Origin of the sequence: Pseudomonas mangiferae (assembly GCF_007109405.1) — a bacterium.
In the GTDB taxonomy this organism is placed as follows: Bacteria; Pseudomonadota; Gammaproteobacteria; order Pseudomonadales; family Pseudomonadaceae; genus Pseudomonas_T; species Pseudomonas_T mangiferae.
Genome location: NZ_VJOY01000010.1, coordinates 34394 through 50831, shown reverse-complemented (window position 1 = coordinate 50831; position 16438 = coordinate 34394). Strand labels below are relative to the sequence as shown.

The following is a 16438-nucleotide window of genomic DNA, read 5'->3' as shown; positions in this document are numbered from 1 at the left end:
TGGGGGCCTGCTCGGAAGAGGTCGGGTGTTCGAAAAAGGGTGGGCATGATACCCGCTCCGGATGACCGGATAAAGCGCGATCTGAACAAATTCTGAACAGCGATTTGCTTATCGCGAACGGTCGGGTCGCCGTCCGCGAGCTGCTCGCGCGGGTGCCGGAGGACTAGTCCGGGGAGTGGAAGCTGAGGCTGTAGTTCACCGCCCGGGCGCCTGGGTCGAGGATGTCCAGGGAGATGTGGATGGGCGTCTGCGGGGGCATTTCCGTCTGGCCGGCCAGTTCGCCGCCCAGGTACTCGCCGGGCTTGAAGCGGCGACTGGCCAGCAACTGGCCGTTCAGGTCGGCGAAGCGCAGTTCCAGCAGCGGGAATGGCTGGGCGAAGGACGCGCGATTGTAGAGGATCGCGTCCACCACCAGGGCGCCGCTGAATTCCGGATGGCTGCGCACCACCAGGTTGCTGCTCTTGATCAGCTCGATGTCCACCCGGGACGGCAGCTGGCAACCGATCTCCGGGCAGATCTGCTCGAACCAGGGGCGGTACTGGTCCTGGCGGGCCAGTTCGCCGAAGTGGTACCAGACGTATTGCCCGCCCAGTGCCGCCAGGGCCAGCAGGTTGACCAGCGTCCAGGCGATCCAGCGGCCCCAGGGCTTCTTCGGCTGCTGCCAGTCCAGGTGCAGTGGCTCCTCGCTCAGGGTCCGCAACCCTTCATCCCGCAGCGCCGGCTCGTGGCGCGGCCGGCTGGGCGCCGGCGCGGAGACCGGCGTGTCGACGTCGTCCTCGTCGTCCGGCTCCGCCCGCAAGACGGGCAGCGGGGCGAGCTTTTCGATCCGGGCCACGGGCTCCAGGCGTTCCGGCTCCACGCGGGTTGCGACCAGCGGCGCGGGGGGCGTCTGTACCGGTACCGGTGGGGACGGCTCCACTTTCACCGGTATCGGCCCCGGCAGGGGACGAGGTGGTACGGGACGGCGGGTTTCTTCCTGCAGCAGCGCCTCGGCCCAGCGTTCGTCGTGACGATCCGGCGCATCGTCGCGCTGACCCAGCAGGCGGTCGGCGGCCAGGGGCGCGCGTTCGAGGGCGAGGAATTCCTGGGACAGCTGCAGCTCTTCCCGCTCCAGCTTGGCCAGTTCCTCGTCCAGGTCCAGGCTGTCCAGGTCCAGGTCGTCGTGGATCCACAGGGTATCCGGCTTGCCGCCTGGCTTGCCCTTGCCAGCGTCCTCCACCAGCCTTGGAGTCGGAGTCGGAGTCGGAGTCGGAGTCGGAGTCGGAGTCGGAGTCGGAGTCGGAGTCGCGGGTGTCGGCACTGCGGTCGCAACCGGTGCAGGTGCAGGTGCAGGTGCAGGTGCAGGTGCAGGTGCAGGCTTGGCGGCCGCTGCCTGTAGCACTTGGCGGGTCTGCGGGCGGACCGCGGACACCGCGTCGCTGAGCAACTGCTGGGCCGCGTTGTAGACGTGCAGGCAGGCGCCACAGCGGACCGCCCCGTGGGCCGCGCTCAGCTGGGCGCGACTCACCCGGAAACTGGTGCGGCAATTCGGGCACTGGGTGACGAAGCTGTCGATCATGCGGCGGTCCGTACGGAGCGAGGCGCTAGTCTAGCGTAAGCGTCTACGGGCACGGCAAGCGGCGCCGGCCACTGATCCGGACCCAGCTGTCCTTCTCCGCGGTGGGGTCGAGGTCGAAGGCCTCGGCGTAGGCGGCGCGCACCTCTTCGGCCTGTTCGGCGAGGATGCCGGACAGCGCCAGGCGTCCGCCAGGGGCAACCCGCTCGGTGATCTGCGGGGCCAGGGCCACCAGCGGGCCGGCGAGGATGTTCGCCACCACCACGTCGGCCTCGCCGGGCGGCAGGTCGTCGGGCAGGTAGACAGGAAAACGCGTGGGGTCGATGCCGTTGCGGCTGGCGTTGTCCCGCGAAGCCTCCAGGGCCTGGGGATCGATGTCGGTGCCGCTGGCGCGTTCGGCGCCCAGCAGCAGCGCGGCGATCGCCAGGATGCCCGAGCCACAGCCGAAGTCGAGCACATGGCAGCCCGCCAGGGGCTGGCCGTCGAGCCATTCCAGGCAGAGCGCGGTGGTCGGGTGGGTGCCGGTGCCGAATGCCAGGCCCGGGTCCAGCAGCAGGTTCACCGCTTCAGGTTCCGGCGCGGCGTGCCAACTGGGCACGATCCACAGGCGCTGGCCGAAGCGCATGGGCTGGAAGGCGTCCATCCAGCTGCGCTCCCAGTCCTGGTCCTCGATGCGCTCGGCGGTGTAGGCCGGCACGGCGCCAGCGGTGAGGCGGGTCAGGCGTTGCAGCAGGTCGGCTTCGTCGGTGTCGCCTTCGAATAGCGCCAGCAGGTGGGTGTTGCGCCACAGCGGCGTGGTGCCCAGGTCCGGCTCGAAGATCGGCTGGTCCTCGGCATCCATGAACGTCACCGACACGGCGCCCGCTTCCAGCAGGACATCTTCGTAGACTTCGGCTTGATCAGGGGTGATGGCGAGTCGCAGCTGGAGCCAGGGCATGGCGGGAGAAACCTCGATCGGCGGGCGGCTGAAGCGGGCGGGACCGGGGCGGCCCCGCCGGGCCGGAAAAGGCGGCAACCTTACCAGACAAAGGGTTTGAAGCGACACTCCGGGCAGTACAGGTAGATTTCCTTGCCGTCCTCGAAGACCACCGAGCCGGCCTGCAGCTGGTGCAGCGACCAGGTCGCGGTGCGGCCGTCGACGAAGGTGACCGTGCCGCTGGCGTGGCAGGGCGACCAGTCCAGGGTATGCCAGTAGTCGTCGGCCGCCACCGCGCGGGTGGTGGCGAAGAACTTGCGGGCGCCGGCCTCGTCGAGGACGAAGCCGGAACAGTCGGCCTGGTCGCTCTCCGGGCCCTTCGCCCGCGCGGCGTTGCGGGTGATCTGCACCGAGCGCACGGCCGCCAGGCCGGAATCCTGCAGGGTGGGTTCGGTACCGTCGTCATCCGCCGGGTTCTGCGCGCCGGCGCAGCCAGCGGCGAGGAGGCCGGCGGCGAGTATCGCGATCGTCTTCACCATCTTGCGGTCGAGGCCTCCGAGTCGGTTTTGCGGGATACCGTGGGGTGACGGAAGACTTCCATCATCGGCACCTTCAGGGCGACGGAAATTTCGTCGATCAGCCATTTCAGCGAGGCGTTCTGGGCGTCGGTGACGGTCACGTAGACCCGCTCCGCGGCGCCGGCCACACGGCCGAAGTCGCTGTTGGCGACGGTCTCGCCCACCAGCTCGATGCCGATGCTGTCCTGGTTCGAGGGGTAGCGGTCGGGGGCCGACTTGGCGATTTCCCGGGTGTGCTCGGCGCGCGGGTTGAAGCTCTGCAGGGCCTTGGTCTCGGCGGGGCTGCAGCGGTGCTCGGCGAGGCAGCGGGCGCGCAGGCGGCCGACGTGGTTGGTGCGCTTGTACAGCGAGGCGGTCTGGTAGATGGTGCCGTCCTTGTCCACCAGCAGGTGCGCGCCGGCCACGCTGGTCTTGTAGCTGTTCAGGGACGAGGCGGCGGTGGAGCCGCCTGTCTGGTGGACGATGATGCCGTTCACCGCGCTCATGTCACCCCGTTCGATGGTGGTGGCGCGGGCGTTACGGACCCGCGGGTCGGTGATCATGCCGGCAGCGTCGATAGTCAACATACGGATTCTCCCTTCGAGGTCAGCCCCGATAGTGCCGGGGGTGAGCATTCCTTACCGCTGGAAATCGCGAAAACTGTGACCTGGGTAACACCCGCCGCCGTGGTCGCCGGTATCGGGATTGGCGTTCGACGCTGCTTCGCCTCCCAGGTTCCGGAGGTCGCGGAAATGAAAAAGGGGAGCGCGAGCGCTCCCCTTCGGGTGACGGGGCGGGGCCGCGTCACTTCATGCCGAGCTTGTGCTCCAGGTAATGGATGTTCACGCCGCCGCGGCAGAAACCCTTGTCCCGGGTCAGGTCGCGGTGCAGCGGGATGTTGGTCTTGATGCCATCCACCACGATCTCGTCGAGGGCGTTGCGCATGCGCGCCATGGCCTCGTCGCGGGTCGAGCCGTAGCTGATCAGCTTGCCGATCAGCGAATCGTAGTTGGGCGGGACCGCATAGCCGCTGTAGAGGTGCGAGTCGACGCGGATGCCGTTGCCGCCGGGGGCGTGGAAGTATTTGACCTTGCCCGGGCTGGGCATGAAGGTCGACGGGTCCTCGGCGTTGATCCGGCATTCCAGGGCATGGCCGCGGATGACCACGTCGTCCTGGCTGAAGGACAGCTTGTTGCCGGCGGCGATGCTGAGCATCTCCTTGACGATGTCGATGCCGGTGACCATCTCGGTGACCGGGTGCTCCACCTGGACGCGGGTGTTCATCTCGATGAAATAGAAGTGCCCGTTCTCGTAGAGGAACTCGAAGGTCCCGGCGCCGCGGTAGCCGATCTCGATGCAGGCCCGCACGCAGCGGTCGAGCACTTCCTGACGGGCCTTCTCGTCGAGGCCGGGGGCAGGCGCCTCTTCCAGCACCTTCTGGTGGCGGCGCTGCAGGGAGCAGTCGCGGTCGCCCAGGTGGATGGCGTTGCCCTGGCCGTCGGACAGGACCTGGACTTCCACGTGGCGCGGGTTGGTGAGGAATTTCTCCAGGTACACCATCGGGTTGCCGAAGGCGGCGCCGGCTTCGGTGCGGGTCAGTTTGGCCGACTTGATCAGTTCGTCCTCGCTGTGCACCACGCGCATGCCCCGCCCGCCGCCGCCACCGGCGGCCTTGATGATCACCGGGTAGCCCACTTCGCGGGCGATGGCCAGGGCCGCTTCCTCATCCTCCGGCAGCGGGCCGTCGGAGCCCGGTACGGTGGGGACGCCGGCCTTCTTCATGGCGTCCTTGGCGGACACCTTGTCGCCCATCAGGCGGATCACGTCGGCAGTGGGGCCGATGAAGGCGAACCCGGATTTCTCCACCTGCTCGGCGAAGTCGGCGTTCTCGGCGAGGAAGCCGTAGCCGGGGTGGATCGCGGTGGCGCCGGTGACTTCGGCGGCGGCGATGATCGCCGGGATGTGCAGGTAGGATTGGGCGGCGGGCGCCGGGCCGATGCAGACGGTTTCGTCGGCTAAGGACAGGTGCATCAGCTCGCGGTCCGCCGTAGAGTGTACCGCCACCGTCTTGATGCCCAGCTCCTTGCAGGCGCGCAGGATGCGCAGGGCGATCTCGCCGCGGTTGGCGATCAGGACTTTTTCCAACATCGCAGGCTCTCCGCGGTTCAGACGATGGTGAACAGCGGCTGGTCGTACTCTACCGGCTGGCCGTTTTCCACCAGGATGGATTCGATCACGCCGCTGGTCTCGGCTTCGATGTGGTTCATCATCTTCATGGCTTCGACGATGCACAGGATGTCGCCCTTCTTCACGCTCTGGCCGACGTCGGCGAACACCGGCGTGGTGGGCGAGGAGGCGCGGTAGAAGGTGCCGACCATCGGCGAGCGGACCACGGTGCCGTTGAGGGCGGCGGCGGGCGCCTCGCCGGCCGGGGCGGCCTGGGTCGCGGCGACCGGAGCCGGCGCGGCAGGGGCCTGGCCCATGGGGGCGGCGGCGTAGATCGGCTGGGCGGAGAACGCCTGCTTGCTGTGGCGGCTGATGCGTACCGACTCTTCCCCTTCGTGAATCTCCAGCTCGTCGATCCCGGATTCTTCCAGCAGCTCGATCAGTTTCTTGACTTTACGGATGTCCATTAATCATCAACTCCCAGGTCAGGTCAGGGGCGTTCTAGTTGTTCCAGGGCAGCCTCCAGGGCCAGGCGATAGCCTGTGGCGCCGAGGCCGCAGATCACTCCCACGGCAACGTCGGAGAAGTAGGAGTGATGACGGAAAGGTTCGCGCTTGTGCACGTTGGACAGGTGCACTTCGATGAATGGGATGCTCACCGCCAGCAACGCGTCACGTAATGCCACGCTGGTGTGAGTGAAGGCAGCCGGATTGATCAGGATGAAGTCCACGCCTTCGTCGCGGGCGGCGTGGATGCGCTCGATGAGCTCGTACTCAGCGTTGCTCTGCAGGAACAGCAGGTGGTGACCAGCGTCGCTGGCCCGCTGCTGCAGGTCGCGGTTGATCTGGTCGAGGGTGACGGCGCCGTAGACGCCCGGCTCGCGGGTGCCGAGCAGGTTGAGGTTGGGCCCGTGAAGCACCAGGAGGGTGGCCATGTGCGTGTCCTTGTTCTTGTCAGCCGGAAGACTATGCAGGAAAGCCGGAAAAACTGTCCAGTTGCCGACGATTGGCCTCAGGATGGCCGTCGTTTGCGTCAGATGGATGATATTCAGCGGCGCGCCGCGGCTTGCTCCAGGCGCGCCACGAAGGCCGCCGCGTCGATCTCCCCTACGACTCGCAGATCGCTGCGCTCGTCACCCTTTTCGTCGAAGAACTGGATCGCCGGCGGGCCGAACAGGCCGTAGCGGTCGAGCACCGCGCGTTGCGCGGGGTCGCTGCGGGTGATGTCGAAGCGCAGCAACCGGTAGCCACCCAGGCGCGCCAGCACCTCGGGCGCCTCGAACACCTCGCGCTCGATCACCTTGCAGCTGATGCACCAGTCGGCGTACCAGTCCAGCAGCAACGGCTGACCGGCGGCGCGGGCCTCGTCCAGGGCGGCCTGCAGGGCCGCGGGCTCGCTGACGGTGCGCCAGCCGTCGGCAGTCGCGGTCGACGCCGGAGCGCCTGCGCTGGCCGTCGCGGCGCCGAGGGGCCGCAGGGGATCGCTGCGACCCTGCAGGGCGCCGGTCCAGGCGGCCACCGCGTACACCAGCAACGCCAGGCCTGCCACCTGCGCCAGGCGCAGGCGCGGCGGTTTCGGCACGAATTCCAGGGCGCCGAGGAACAGCGCCACCCCAGCCGCCAGCAGGCCCCACAGGGCCAGCGCCAGGGGACCCGGCAGGACCCGCTCCAGCAGCCACAGGGTGACCGCCAGCAGCAACACGCCGAAGGCGTTGCGCACCTCTACCATCCAGGTCCCGGTCTTCGGCAGCAGCGCGCCGCCGCCGGCGGCGAACAGCACCAGCGGTGCGCCCATCCCCAGGCCCAAGAGGAACAGCTTGAGGCCGCCTCCCAGGGCATCGCCGCTGGTGCTGATGTACAGCAGCGCGCCGGCCAGGGGCGCCGACACGCAAGGGGAGACCAGCAGGCTGGAGAGCACCCCCAGCAGCGCGGCGCCCCACAGGGACCCGCCTTCGGTGCGGCCGGCCAGGCGGTCCAGGGGTTCGCTGATCAGCCGCGGCAGGCGCAGCTCGAAGAGGCCGAACATGGCCAGGGCGAAGACCGCGAAGAACGCCGCGAACGGCACCAAAATCCACGGGGACTGCAGGCGGGCCTGCAGGTTGAGTTCGGCGCCGAACACCCCCATCAGCGCGCCGAGCACCGCGAAGCAGGCTGCCATGGGCAGGACGTAGGCCAGGGACAGCGCCAGCCCGCGGGTACCGCCGACCCGCCCGCGCAGGACCACCCCGGAGAGGATCGGCAGCATCGGCAGGACGCACGGGGTGAAGGTCAGGCCGAGGCCGGCGAGGAAGAACAGCGCCAGCTCGTGCCAGCTCCAGCCGGGTGTGGCGGGCGTGGCACCCGGTGCGACCGCGCTGGACGAAGCGCTGGCGCTGGTGCTGTCCGGCTGCGCCTCGCCGATGCGGATGCGCTCGGTCTCTGGCGGGTAGCACAGGCCCTTGTCGGCGCAGCCCTGGTAGGTGACCACCAGAGTGTAGGGTTCGCGGGGGGCTTGCTTGAGGGGCAACTCCAGGTCGAGGATGCCGTAGTAGACCTCCACGTCGCCGAAGTAGTCGTCGCGCTTGTGCAGCCCGTCCGGCAGGCGCGGCTCGCCCAGGCCGATGTCCGCCGGCTCGGTGCGGAACTGGAAGCGGTGGCGATACAGGTAATAGCCTTCGGCGGTGATGAAGCTCAGCTTGATCGACTCCGCCGAGCTGCCGCTCAGGCGCAGGCGGAAGGCTTCGCGCACCGGCAGGAAGTCGTCGCTGTTGTTCAGCGGGGCGCCGAGGCTGCCACCCCCCAGGGGGCCGGCGGCGGGGCGCTGGTCGAAGAAGCCGGCGGATGCGGGCAGGGTGATCAGCAGGAGCAGCAGGATCAGCAGTCGGCGCATGGGTCGCTCGCGGGACGAAAATGCCCGGCATGATAACCAAATCGCCCGGCGCCCGGGGGTGACCGTTCGGCGCGGCGCCGGCTAGACGCGGAACGCCTGGACCGCGCCGTGCAACTGGTGGCCCAGGCGCAGCAGGTGCTCGCCCTGTTCCCGACCCTGGCCGATGTGGGCGAGGTTCTCGCCCCCCAACTGGTGGATGCGCTCGCTGTGGCCACGGATCTCGCCTACCGCCTCGCGCTGCTGGGCGGTGGCTTCGGCGATGCGCTGGGCGAGGCCGGCGATGGTCTGGATGGAGGCGACGATGGCCTGCAACGCACCGTCGGCCAGGGCCGCTTCGGACGCGGTGGCCTCGGCGTGCTCCACCTGGCTGCGCATGGCCTGCACCGAGGCCAGCGCCGCCTGCTGCAGACGGCCGATCAACTGCTGGATTTCCCCGGTGGCACCGGTGGTGCGCTGGGCCAGGGAGCGCACTTCCTCGGCCACCACGGCGAAGCCGCGGCCGCTCTCGCCGGCGCGGGCGGCCTCGATGGCGGCGTTCAGCGCCAGCAGGTTGGTCTGCTCGGCGACGCCGCGGATCACCGTCAGCACGCTCTCGATGGCCGCGCTTTCCGCCGCCAGCCGCTCGATGGCCTGGGCGTTGCCCTGCACCTCCACCACCAGGCTGCGCAGCCCGTCCAGGCTGTGGCCGATCACCTGCTGGCCGCGCTCCACGGCGAGGCCGGCTTCCTGGCTCGCCCCGGCGGCCTGGCTGGCATCGTCGGCCACCTGGCGAATGCTGGTTTCCAGCGCACCGAGGGCGTCGCGGATCAGTGCGGTGTCCCCAGCCTGGCGCTCGGCGCCGGCGTGCAGGCCGCCGCTGAGGTCGGCGAGGGTGCGGCTGCTGCCGGCCACGGCTTCGGCGTGGCCGCGCAGGGTGCCCACCAGCTCCACCAGGTACAGGCGCAGGCGTCCCAGGGAGGTCTCGATGTCCTGCAATTCCCGGGTGCGGGTGTGCAGCAGGATCGGTTCGGAGAAGTCCCCTGCAGCCCAGGCGGACAGAGCGGGCGCCAGCCGGCCGAGGATCCCGGCCAGGCGCCGCTGCAGGCGATCGATGAGCAGGGCGGCGAGGAGGATCAGGCCGATGGCCAGGCCCTGGATCAGTTGCACTTCGCCCTGGATGCGGCCGTGCTCGGCACGCACCTCGGGCTCCAGACCGGCGAGGGCATCCTGCAGGCCGCGGACCCGCTGGGTGCTGGTGGCGGCCAGCTCGCCGCGCTGGCGGATCAGCGCCCGGGTCCGCTGCAGTTCGCCGGGGTAGCGTTGCAGCAGGCTGCCCAGGTCGCGGCGCAGAGCGATGCCCTGGTCCTCGGCCGGGGCCTTGGCGCTGTCGTCGTTGGCCAGCCCGAGCATGGCGGCGAAGCCCTCGGCGGCCGAGCCGCTCTCGTCGGCGACACCCAGCAGGGGCAGGTCGCCGAGGCGGCGCGCCTGGTCCTGCAGCGCGGCCAGTTCGCGATCGACGTCGGCGGCCAGTTCGTCACGGCCGCTGTCCACCAATTTGCCGCGGGCCTGGGCCAGGCGGGTGAGGTGCTGCGCCGCGGCGAACAGCGGCGGGCGGTAGGCGGCCGCCTGCTCGGCGGCGCCCTGGTCGGCGTAGCGGGCCAGACGGTCGAGGGCGCTGCCGATCTCCCGCTCCGCCTGGAGGATCAGCCCCTGGGGATCGCCGGCCAGCTTGCCGGCGGCCAGCAGGTCGCCGGCGACGAAGGCGCGCAGCTCCTCGATGCTCGGCCGCAGCCGGTCGGCCAGGGCGTCGGGCAGGGCCTGGCGTTCCTCGGCGAGGGTCGCCAGGGCCTGGTCCGCCGCTTTCTGCCGCAACGCGTCGCCGCTGTTCAGGTAGGCCTGGATGTTGTCGGCCACGTCGTGCTGCACGCTCTGGGACAGCGCCAGGTAACGCTCCATGAGCTGGAACGGCCGCTCCAGGGCCCGCTGCGACCAGACGAGGGTGGCGCCCAGCGCCAGGCAGGCCCCCACCAGCAGCAGCGTGGTGAGGGTGGTGAGCAGCTTGAGACGCATCGGGCTCGGCCTCGTAACGCGGGTCGGGCCGTCACGGTATGGCAGGCAGGTTGCAGAACGATGACAGTGTGATCGGCGTCACAGAACAACGGGTCAGCCGAAGACTTCCACCCGGTTGCGGCCGCCGCCCTTGGCCTCGTACAGCGCCTCGTCCGCGCGCTTGGACAGGGTCTTGATGTCCATGCCGTCGCGCAGCTCGGCGATCCCGCAGCTGAAGGTGCAGCTGAGTTCCCCGGGCTGCGCCGGGTAACGGATCTCGGCGAAACGCTTGCGGATCTCGTCCAGCACCCGGAAGGCCGACTGGGCGTCGGTGTCCGGCAGCACCACGGCGAATTCCTCGCCGCCGTAGCGGCCGATGTGGTCGGTCTTGCGCAGGCGCTGCTTGAGGAACAGGGCGAGGCTCTTGATGACCCGATCGCCCATGGGGTGGCCGTAGGTGTCGTTGACCTTCTTGAAGTGATCGATATCGATCATGGCGAAGGCCAGGGGCTGGCGGAAGCGCCGGGCGCGGAAGCGCGCATCCTCCAGCAGTTGCAGGGTGTGGGTGTGGTTGAACAGCCCGGTGAGGCTGTCCCGCACCATGCGGGCGCGCAGGCTGCGGGCCCGGGCCGCGCGGGTGCGCACCGTGGCGATCAGGTGGCGCGGCTTGATCGGCTTGGTGAGGAAGTCGTCGCCGCCCTCGCTCATGGCGTCGAGCTGCTTGTCCAGGTCGTCCTCGGCCGACAGGTAGATGATCGGCACGCTGACGTAGCGCTCGTGCTGGCGGATCACCTTGGCCAGCTCGGTGCCGACGCAGCCGGGCATGTACATGTCGAGGATGATCAGGTCCGGCTGGAAGTCCGCCAGCTCGCCCATGGCCAGCACCGGGTCGGTGATCGCCCGGGTGACGATGCCGGCGCTGTTGAGCACCATCTCGGTGTGGATGGCCTGGGCTTTGGAGTCGTCCACCACCATCACCTTGTAGGGTTCGTAGTGGGCGCTGCGGGTGAGCAGCTCGACCTTCTCCAGCACGCTGGAGGCATCGATGGTGCCGGTGAAGAATTCCTGGCCGCCGGCGCGCACCGCCGCCAGGCGGGTGGGGGTGTCGGTGTCGTCGTGGCTGAAGAACAGCACCGGGATCTTGTGCTCCAGGCCGGCCTGGGCCTCGGCGGCCAGCTCCAGGCCGACGCCGGGGCCGTCGAAGTCCACCTCCATGACGATCAGCGCCGGGTGACGCTCGGCCATGGCGGCGCGGAAGGTGACGGCGTCCTCGAAGCCCTGGGCGCTGAGGCCGAAGAAGTCCAGCTGCTGGATCAGCCGCTCGACCCGGTCGTGGTCCTGCAGCGCCATGTACACCGGCTTGCGCAGGGGCGGCAGGGCCATCTGGTCGAACTGGTCGCTGTGGCGCAGCCCGGTGCGCGACAGGCGCTGCATCAGCTGGTTGAGTTCGGTGATGACCGCGCTGTTGAGGCGGCCGCGGTTGGCGCTCACCGTCTGCAGGCACTGCTCGATGTTCTGGGCGAGGAGGGTGTGCTCGGGCTGGTCGAAGCGTTCGGCGTAGCGCAACAGTCGCAGGTTGGCTTCCGTCAGTTCGGCCATGTCCTGGGCGTTCCACTCGACCCGCTGCAGCCGTTGCCAGACTTCCAGCACCTGGCGAGCCTGGTGGATGACCCGCTGGGCGAAATGGTGCTTGAGTCGATCCCGGCTGGGGTCTTCTTGCTCGGTCATGGCCCGGCTTCTTGGGGTGCGTTGGCGTGGCTTATATAACGCGTCGAGGGACCGACTCAAGGTCGATTGAGGCATCCGTATGCGATCGGCGCTGGATAATGGCGCTATGCTAGCACCGTGCGGGGCATCAGGAGCAGTACCGCCGATCAAATGGCGTCGGTTAACCGTCATTTTTGCGACCGTTTTCGCGTTTTCCCCCGCGATTTCCACAGTCTTGCTCAGGCCTGGGCGGCGCGCCAGTCCACCTGCTTTCCGTATAGTGCCGCGCGTGACGGCAACCCTCGCCGCGGGTTGTGGTCGAACCCCACCAAGACCGTGATCGAAAAAGGAAACCTGCCATGCTGGACTGGAAGAACCGCACCGGCGATGCCCCCGAGGGCGCGGCTCCCGGAGCCCCCACCGGCGCCCGCCATGCGCCTCGCGGCACTTTGTTCGTCCGCGTCGTCGGCATCCTCCTGCTGATCTACCTCGTGGTCACTCTGGTGATCGGCTGGTACTGGAGCCAGGAGCCCGAGGCCTTCCCGGTGCAGCAGAACGCCCAGGAAGCCGCCCAGCGGACCCAGCGGCAAATGGTCACAGGCTACACCACCGTCGAAACCCTCAAGCGCATCGCCACCACCCTGTTGGACAAGAAGGGCGGCTACCTGTCCAACGACCTGGCGCCCCCCGGCCTGTGGCTGGACAACATGCCCAGCTGGGAATACGGCGTGCTGGTACAGGTCCGCGACATGACCCGCGCCCTGCGCAAGGATTTCGCCCGCTCCCAGTCCCAGTCCACCGAGGACCCGGACCTGACCAAGGCGGAGCCGCGCTTCAACTTCGACAACAAGAGCTGGGCGCTGCCCGCCTCCGAGGCCGAGTACCGCGAAGGCGTGAAGTCGGTGGACCGCTACCTGGCGCGGCTCTCCGCCACGCCGCCCAGCGCGCAGTTCTTCACCCGCGCCGACAACCTCAACAACTGGCTGGGCGACGTCGCCACCCGCCTTGGTTCCCTGTCCCAGCGGCTCTCCGCCAGCGTCGGCCGGGTGCGCCTGAACACCGACGTGAAGGCCGACGAGGTCAAGCCGGGCGTGGTGCCGAAGGTCAGCGAGGAAGTGGTGGAAACCCCCTGGCTGCAGATCGACAACGTCTTCTACGAGGCCCGTGGCCAGGCCTGGGCGCTTTCCCACCTGCTGCGCGCCATCGAGGTGGACTTCGCCGACGTGCTGGCCAAGAAGAACGCCACCATCAGCGTGCGGCAGATCATCCGCGAGCTGGAGGCCGCCCAGGAGCCCATGTGGAGCCCCATGGTCCTCAACGGCAGCGGCTACGGCATCCTCGCCAACCATTCCCTGGTGATGGCCAACTACATCTCCCGGGCCAACGCGGCGATCATTGATCTCCGCCAACTGCTCGAGCAGGGCTGACGGATGGACGGCTGGAGCCCGCGGGAGGTGGCGCACCGCGCCGCCTCGGACAGCGAGATGATCGCCTGGGTCGACGAGCAGGATCACTCCCTCGGCGGCCTGCCGCGGGAGCAGCTGCGCAGCCGCGGGCTGATCGGGCGCGGCACCTTCGTGCTGCTGCTCAACGGCCAAGGCGAGCTGTGCGTGCACCGGCGCACCCTGAGCAAGGCGATCTACCCGGGCTACTGGGACGTGGCCGCGGGCGGCATGGTGCTGATGGGGGAGACCTACCTGGACTCCGCCCACCGCGAGCTGGAGGAAGAACTGGGCGTCACCGGCATCGAGCTGAACAAGCACGGCCGCTTCTTCTTCAGCGAGCCCGGCAACCGGCTGTGGTGCGCGGTGTATTCCACCGTGTTCGACGGCCCTCTGCGGCTGCAGCCGGAGGAAGTGGCCGAGGCCTGCTTCCTGCCCCTGGAGGCGGTACACGAGAAGATCGCCCGGGAGCCGTTCTGCCCCGATTCGCTGCAGGCGCTGCAGCTGTACCTGGCCTCGCTGCCGTGAGCGGGAAACCGCGCTAGGCAGGCGATCGCATTTCCGGTGATTACCGGCTTAGCAAGCGCCGACTTTGCCGGTACACTGCGCCGCCTTCGAACCCGGGCCCTCCGCCCGGATGCGCTGCCCCTGCCAGAGTGGGGCCTCGCGGTCGGCTCTGCCGGCCAGTCGCTATCCTGACCCCTACGAGGAACCCCGGTGGTCAAGAAAGCCGCTTCCCTGTCCGCCCTCGGCGGCCTGGTGTACTCCACCGATGGTGGCCGGCATTGCCCCGACTGCGGGCAGCCGATGGACGCCTGTACCTGCTCTCGCAATGCCCTGCCCGCCGGCGATGGCATCGCCCGCGTACGCCGCGAGACCAAGGGGCGCGGCGGCAAGACGGTGACCACCGTCAGTGGCGTGCCGCTGCCGGAAAGCGAACTCAAGGCCCTGGCATCCGACCTCAAGCGCCGCTGCGGGACGGGCGGTGCCCTCAAGGACGGGGTCATCGAGATCCAGGGCGAGCACGTCGAGTTGCTCCTGGCCGAGCTCGTCAAGCGCGGCTTCACCGCCCGCAAGTCCGGCGGCTGACCCGCCGCTAAACTATCCGCGCCGCGGCGCGGTCAACACCCCACAACGTCCACTACCCGAACCTACCGCTGCGACCCGCCCGATGCGCTCGGCGGGGCGCCGCCCTTCACCGCCCATGGGGGAACCGAATGTCCGCACGACGCACGCGCAAAGACGATGGCAGCAACTGGACAGTGGCCGACAGCCGCAGCGTCTATGGCATCCGCCATTGGGGCGCCGGCTATTTCGCGATCAACGACGCCGGCCGCGTGGAAGTGCGTCCGAACCGCAACGCCAGCCAGCCCGTCGACCTGCTCGCCCAGGTGGACGAGCTGCGCCAGAGCGGCCTGTCGCTGCCGTTGCTGGTGCGCTTCCCGGACATCCTCCAGGACCGCGTGCGCCAGCTGACCGGCGCCTTCGACGCCAACATCGAGCGGCTCGGCTACCAGAACCGCTACACCGCGCTCTACCCGATCAAGGTCAACCAGCAGGAAGCGGTGGTGGAGAACATCATCGCCACCCAGAACGTGGCCATCGGCCTCGAGGCCGGCTCCAAGCCCGAGCTGCTGGCGGTGCTGGCCATGGCGCCCAAGGGCGGCACCATCGTCTGCAACGGCTACAAGGACCGCGAGTTCATCCGCCTGGCGCTGATGGGCCTGAAGCTCGGCCACAACGTGTTCATCGTGATCGAGAAGGAATCCGAAGTACCCCTGGTGATCGACGAGGCCGCGGCCCTGGGCGTGGTGCCCCAGGTGGGCCTGCGGGTGCGCCTGTCGTCCCTGGCGTCCAGCAAGTGGGCCGACACCGGCGGCGAAAAATCCAAGTTCGGCCTGTCGGCGGCGCAGTTGCTGTCGGTGGTGGAGCACTTCCGCGACGCCGGCCTCGGCCAGGGCATCCGCCTGCTGCACTTCCACATGGGCTCGCAGATCGCCAACATCGCCGACTACCGCAAGGGCTTCCGCGAGGCCATCCGCTACTACGGCGAGCTGCGCGCCCTGGGCCTGCCGGTGGACCACGTGGACGTGGGCGGCGGCCTGGGGGTCGACTACGACGGTACCCACTCGCGCAACGCCAGCTCCATCAACTACGACATGGACGACTACGCCGCCACGGTGGTGGACATGCTCAAGGAGTTCTGCGACCGCCAGGACCTGCCGCATCCGCACATTTTCTCCGAAAGTGGCCGGGCCATGACCGCCCACCACGCGGTGCTGGTGGTGCAGGTGACCGACGTGGAGCGGCGCAACGACGACGACCCGCTGGTGGAACCCGGCGCCGAGCAGCCGGAATCCCTGCAAGTGCTGCTGGACCTGCTGGGCCCCAACGACCCGGAGATGGTGGCGGAGACCTACTGGCGCGCCACCCACTACATCGACGAGGTGTCGGCCCAGTATTCCGCCGGCAAGCTCAACCTGCCGCAGAAGGCCCTGGCCGAGCAGTGCTACTTCGCCATCTGCCGGCGCCTGCACGACCAGCTCAAGGCGCGCCAGCGTTCCCATCGCCAGGTGCTGGACGAACTCAACGACAAGCTGGCGGACAAGTACATCTGCAACTTCTCGGTGTTCCAGAGCCTGCCGGACACCTGGGCCATCGACCAGATCCTGCCGATCATGCCGATCCAGCGCCTGCAGGAAGAGCCGCTGCGCCGCGCCGTGCTGCAGGATCTCACCTGCGACTCCGACGGCAAGATCAAGCAGTACGTGGACGAGCAAAGCATCGAGACCAGCATGCCGGTGCACGAGGTGCGCCCCGGCGAGGACTACCTGCTGGGCATGTTCCTGGTGGGCGCCTACCAGGAAATCCTCGGCGACATGCATAACCTGTTCGGCGATACCGACTCGGTGAACATCTACCAGCGTGACGACGGCAGCGTGTACCACGCGGGGATCGAGACCCACGACACCATCGAGGACATGCTGCGCTACGTGCACCTTTCCCCCGAGGAGCTGATGAGCATGTACCAGGACAAGGTGGCCGGTGCCGACCTCAGTGCCGAGGAGCGCGTGCGCTACGTCGACGCCCTGCGCCTGGGCCTGACCCGCTCGTCTTACCTTTCGCCGTGAGGGTTCGCCCGCGGCGACGTGGCCCAGCCCGTCGCCGCGGGGGTATTTCTCCCCTTTCTTGCTGACCG

At 68.8% G+C, this 16438-nt stretch carries 14 protein-coding genes; 4 read left to right on the top strand and 10 right to left on the bottom strand.

The genetic code is table 11. The features are described from left to right. Nucleotides 1–163: 163 nt before the first annotated feature. The 10 genes from FM069_RS14485 to FM069_RS14440 all read right to left on the bottom strand — a co-directional run bounded on the left by FM069_RS14485 (nt 164) and on the right by FM069_RS14440 (nt 11818). Complete coding sequence (locus tag FM069_RS14485) at nt 164–1558, bottom strand: DUF3426 domain-containing protein (protein WP_143489078.1); 1395 nt, start codon at nt 1556–1558, stop codon at nt 164–166. A 43-nt stretch (nt 1559–1601) separates the two neighbouring features. Next, the gene (gene prmA / locus FM069_RS14480; protein ID WP_143489077.1) at nt 1602–2492 is read right to left on the bottom strand and encodes a 50S ribosomal protein L11 methyltransferase; all 891 of its coding nucleotides are present in this window, start codon (nt 2490–2492) and stop codon (nt 1602–1604) included. A gap of 80 nt (nt 2493–2572) precedes the next feature. After that, the gene (locus FM069_RS14475) at nt 2573–3010 is read right to left on the bottom strand and encodes a hypothetical protein (RefSeq protein ID WP_143489076.1); all 438 of its coding nucleotides are present in this window, start codon (nt 3008–3010) and stop codon (nt 2573–2575) included. Further along, nucleotides 3004–3615: a peptidoglycan recognition protein family protein gene (locus tag FM069_RS14470; RefSeq protein WP_143489075.1), complete on the bottom strand. Its 612-nt coding sequence runs from the start codon at nt 3613–3615 to the stop codon at nt 3004–3006. The genes FM069_RS14475 and FM069_RS14470 overlap by 7 nt, the downstream gene beginning before the upstream one ends. A 217-nt stretch (nt 3616–3832) precedes the next feature. Beyond that, nucleotides 3833–5176: an acetyl-CoA carboxylase biotin carboxylase subunit gene (gene accC, locus FM069_RS14465; protein WP_143489074.1), complete on the bottom strand. Its 1344-nt coding sequence runs from the start codon at nt 5174–5176 to the stop codon at nt 3833–3835. Nucleotides 5177–5193: 17 nt separating this feature from the next. Continuing rightward, nucleotides 5194–5661, bottom strand: coding sequence for an acetyl-CoA carboxylase biotin carboxyl carrier protein (accB, locus tag FM069_RS14460; RefSeq protein WP_143489073.1), 468 nt, complete (start codon nt 5659–5661; stop codon nt 5194–5196). 23 nt (nt 5662–5684) lie between these two features. After that, nucleotides 5685–6128, bottom strand: a complete 444-nt coding sequence (gene aroQ, locus FM069_RS14455; protein ID WP_143489072.1) for a type II 3-dehydroquinate dehydratase — start codon at nt 6126–6128, stop codon at nt 5685–5687. A gap of 113 nt (nt 6129–6241) precedes the next feature. Then, nucleotides 6242–8062 carry a protein-disulfide reductase DsbD gene (dsbD, locus tag FM069_RS14450; protein ID WP_143489071.1) on the bottom strand — a complete coding sequence of 607 codons (1821 nt, stop codon included), beginning with the start codon at nt 8060–8062 and terminating at the stop codon, nt 6242–6244. 81 nt (nt 8063–8143) lie between these two features. Beyond that, nucleotides 8144–9451, bottom strand: coding sequence for a methyl-accepting chemotaxis protein (locus FM069_RS14445; RefSeq protein WP_407681592.1), 1308 nt, complete (start codon nt 9449–9451; stop codon nt 8144–8146). A 753-nt stretch (nt 9452–10204) separates the two neighbouring features. Next, nucleotides 10205–11818 carry a GGDEF domain-containing response regulator gene (locus FM069_RS14440; RefSeq protein WP_143489069.1) on the bottom strand — a complete coding sequence of 538 codons (1614 nt, stop codon included), beginning with the start codon at nt 11816–11818 and terminating at the stop codon, nt 10205–10207. 338 nt (nt 11819–12156) lie between these two features. Between FM069_RS14440 and FM069_RS14435 the strand changes: the two genes are divergently transcribed. From FM069_RS14435 to speA, 4 genes are all read left to right on the top strand, one after another. Further along, complete coding sequence (locus FM069_RS14435; protein WP_143489068.1) at nt 12157–13224, top strand: DUF2333 family protein; 1068 nt, start codon at nt 12157–12159, stop codon at nt 13222–13224. Nucleotides 13225–13227: 3 nt separating this feature from the next. Next, entirely contained in the window at nt 13228–13767 is a 540-nt protein-coding gene (locus FM069_RS14430) for an NUDIX hydrolase (RefSeq protein ID WP_143489067.1), read from the top strand. A 189-nt stretch (nt 13768–13956) separates the two neighbouring features. Continuing rightward, on the top strand, nt 13957–14328 hold the full coding sequence (locus FM069_RS14425) for a translation initiation factor Sui1 (RefSeq protein ID WP_143489066.1): 372 nt from the start codon (nt 13957–13959) through the stop codon (nt 14326–14328). A gap of 128 nt (nt 14329–14456) precedes the next feature. Further along, complete coding sequence (speA, locus tag FM069_RS14420) at nt 14457–16370, top strand: arginine decarboxylase (RefSeq protein ID WP_143489065.1); 1914 nt, start codon at nt 14457–14459, stop codon at nt 16368–16370. Nucleotides 16371–16438 lie beyond the last annotated feature (68 nt).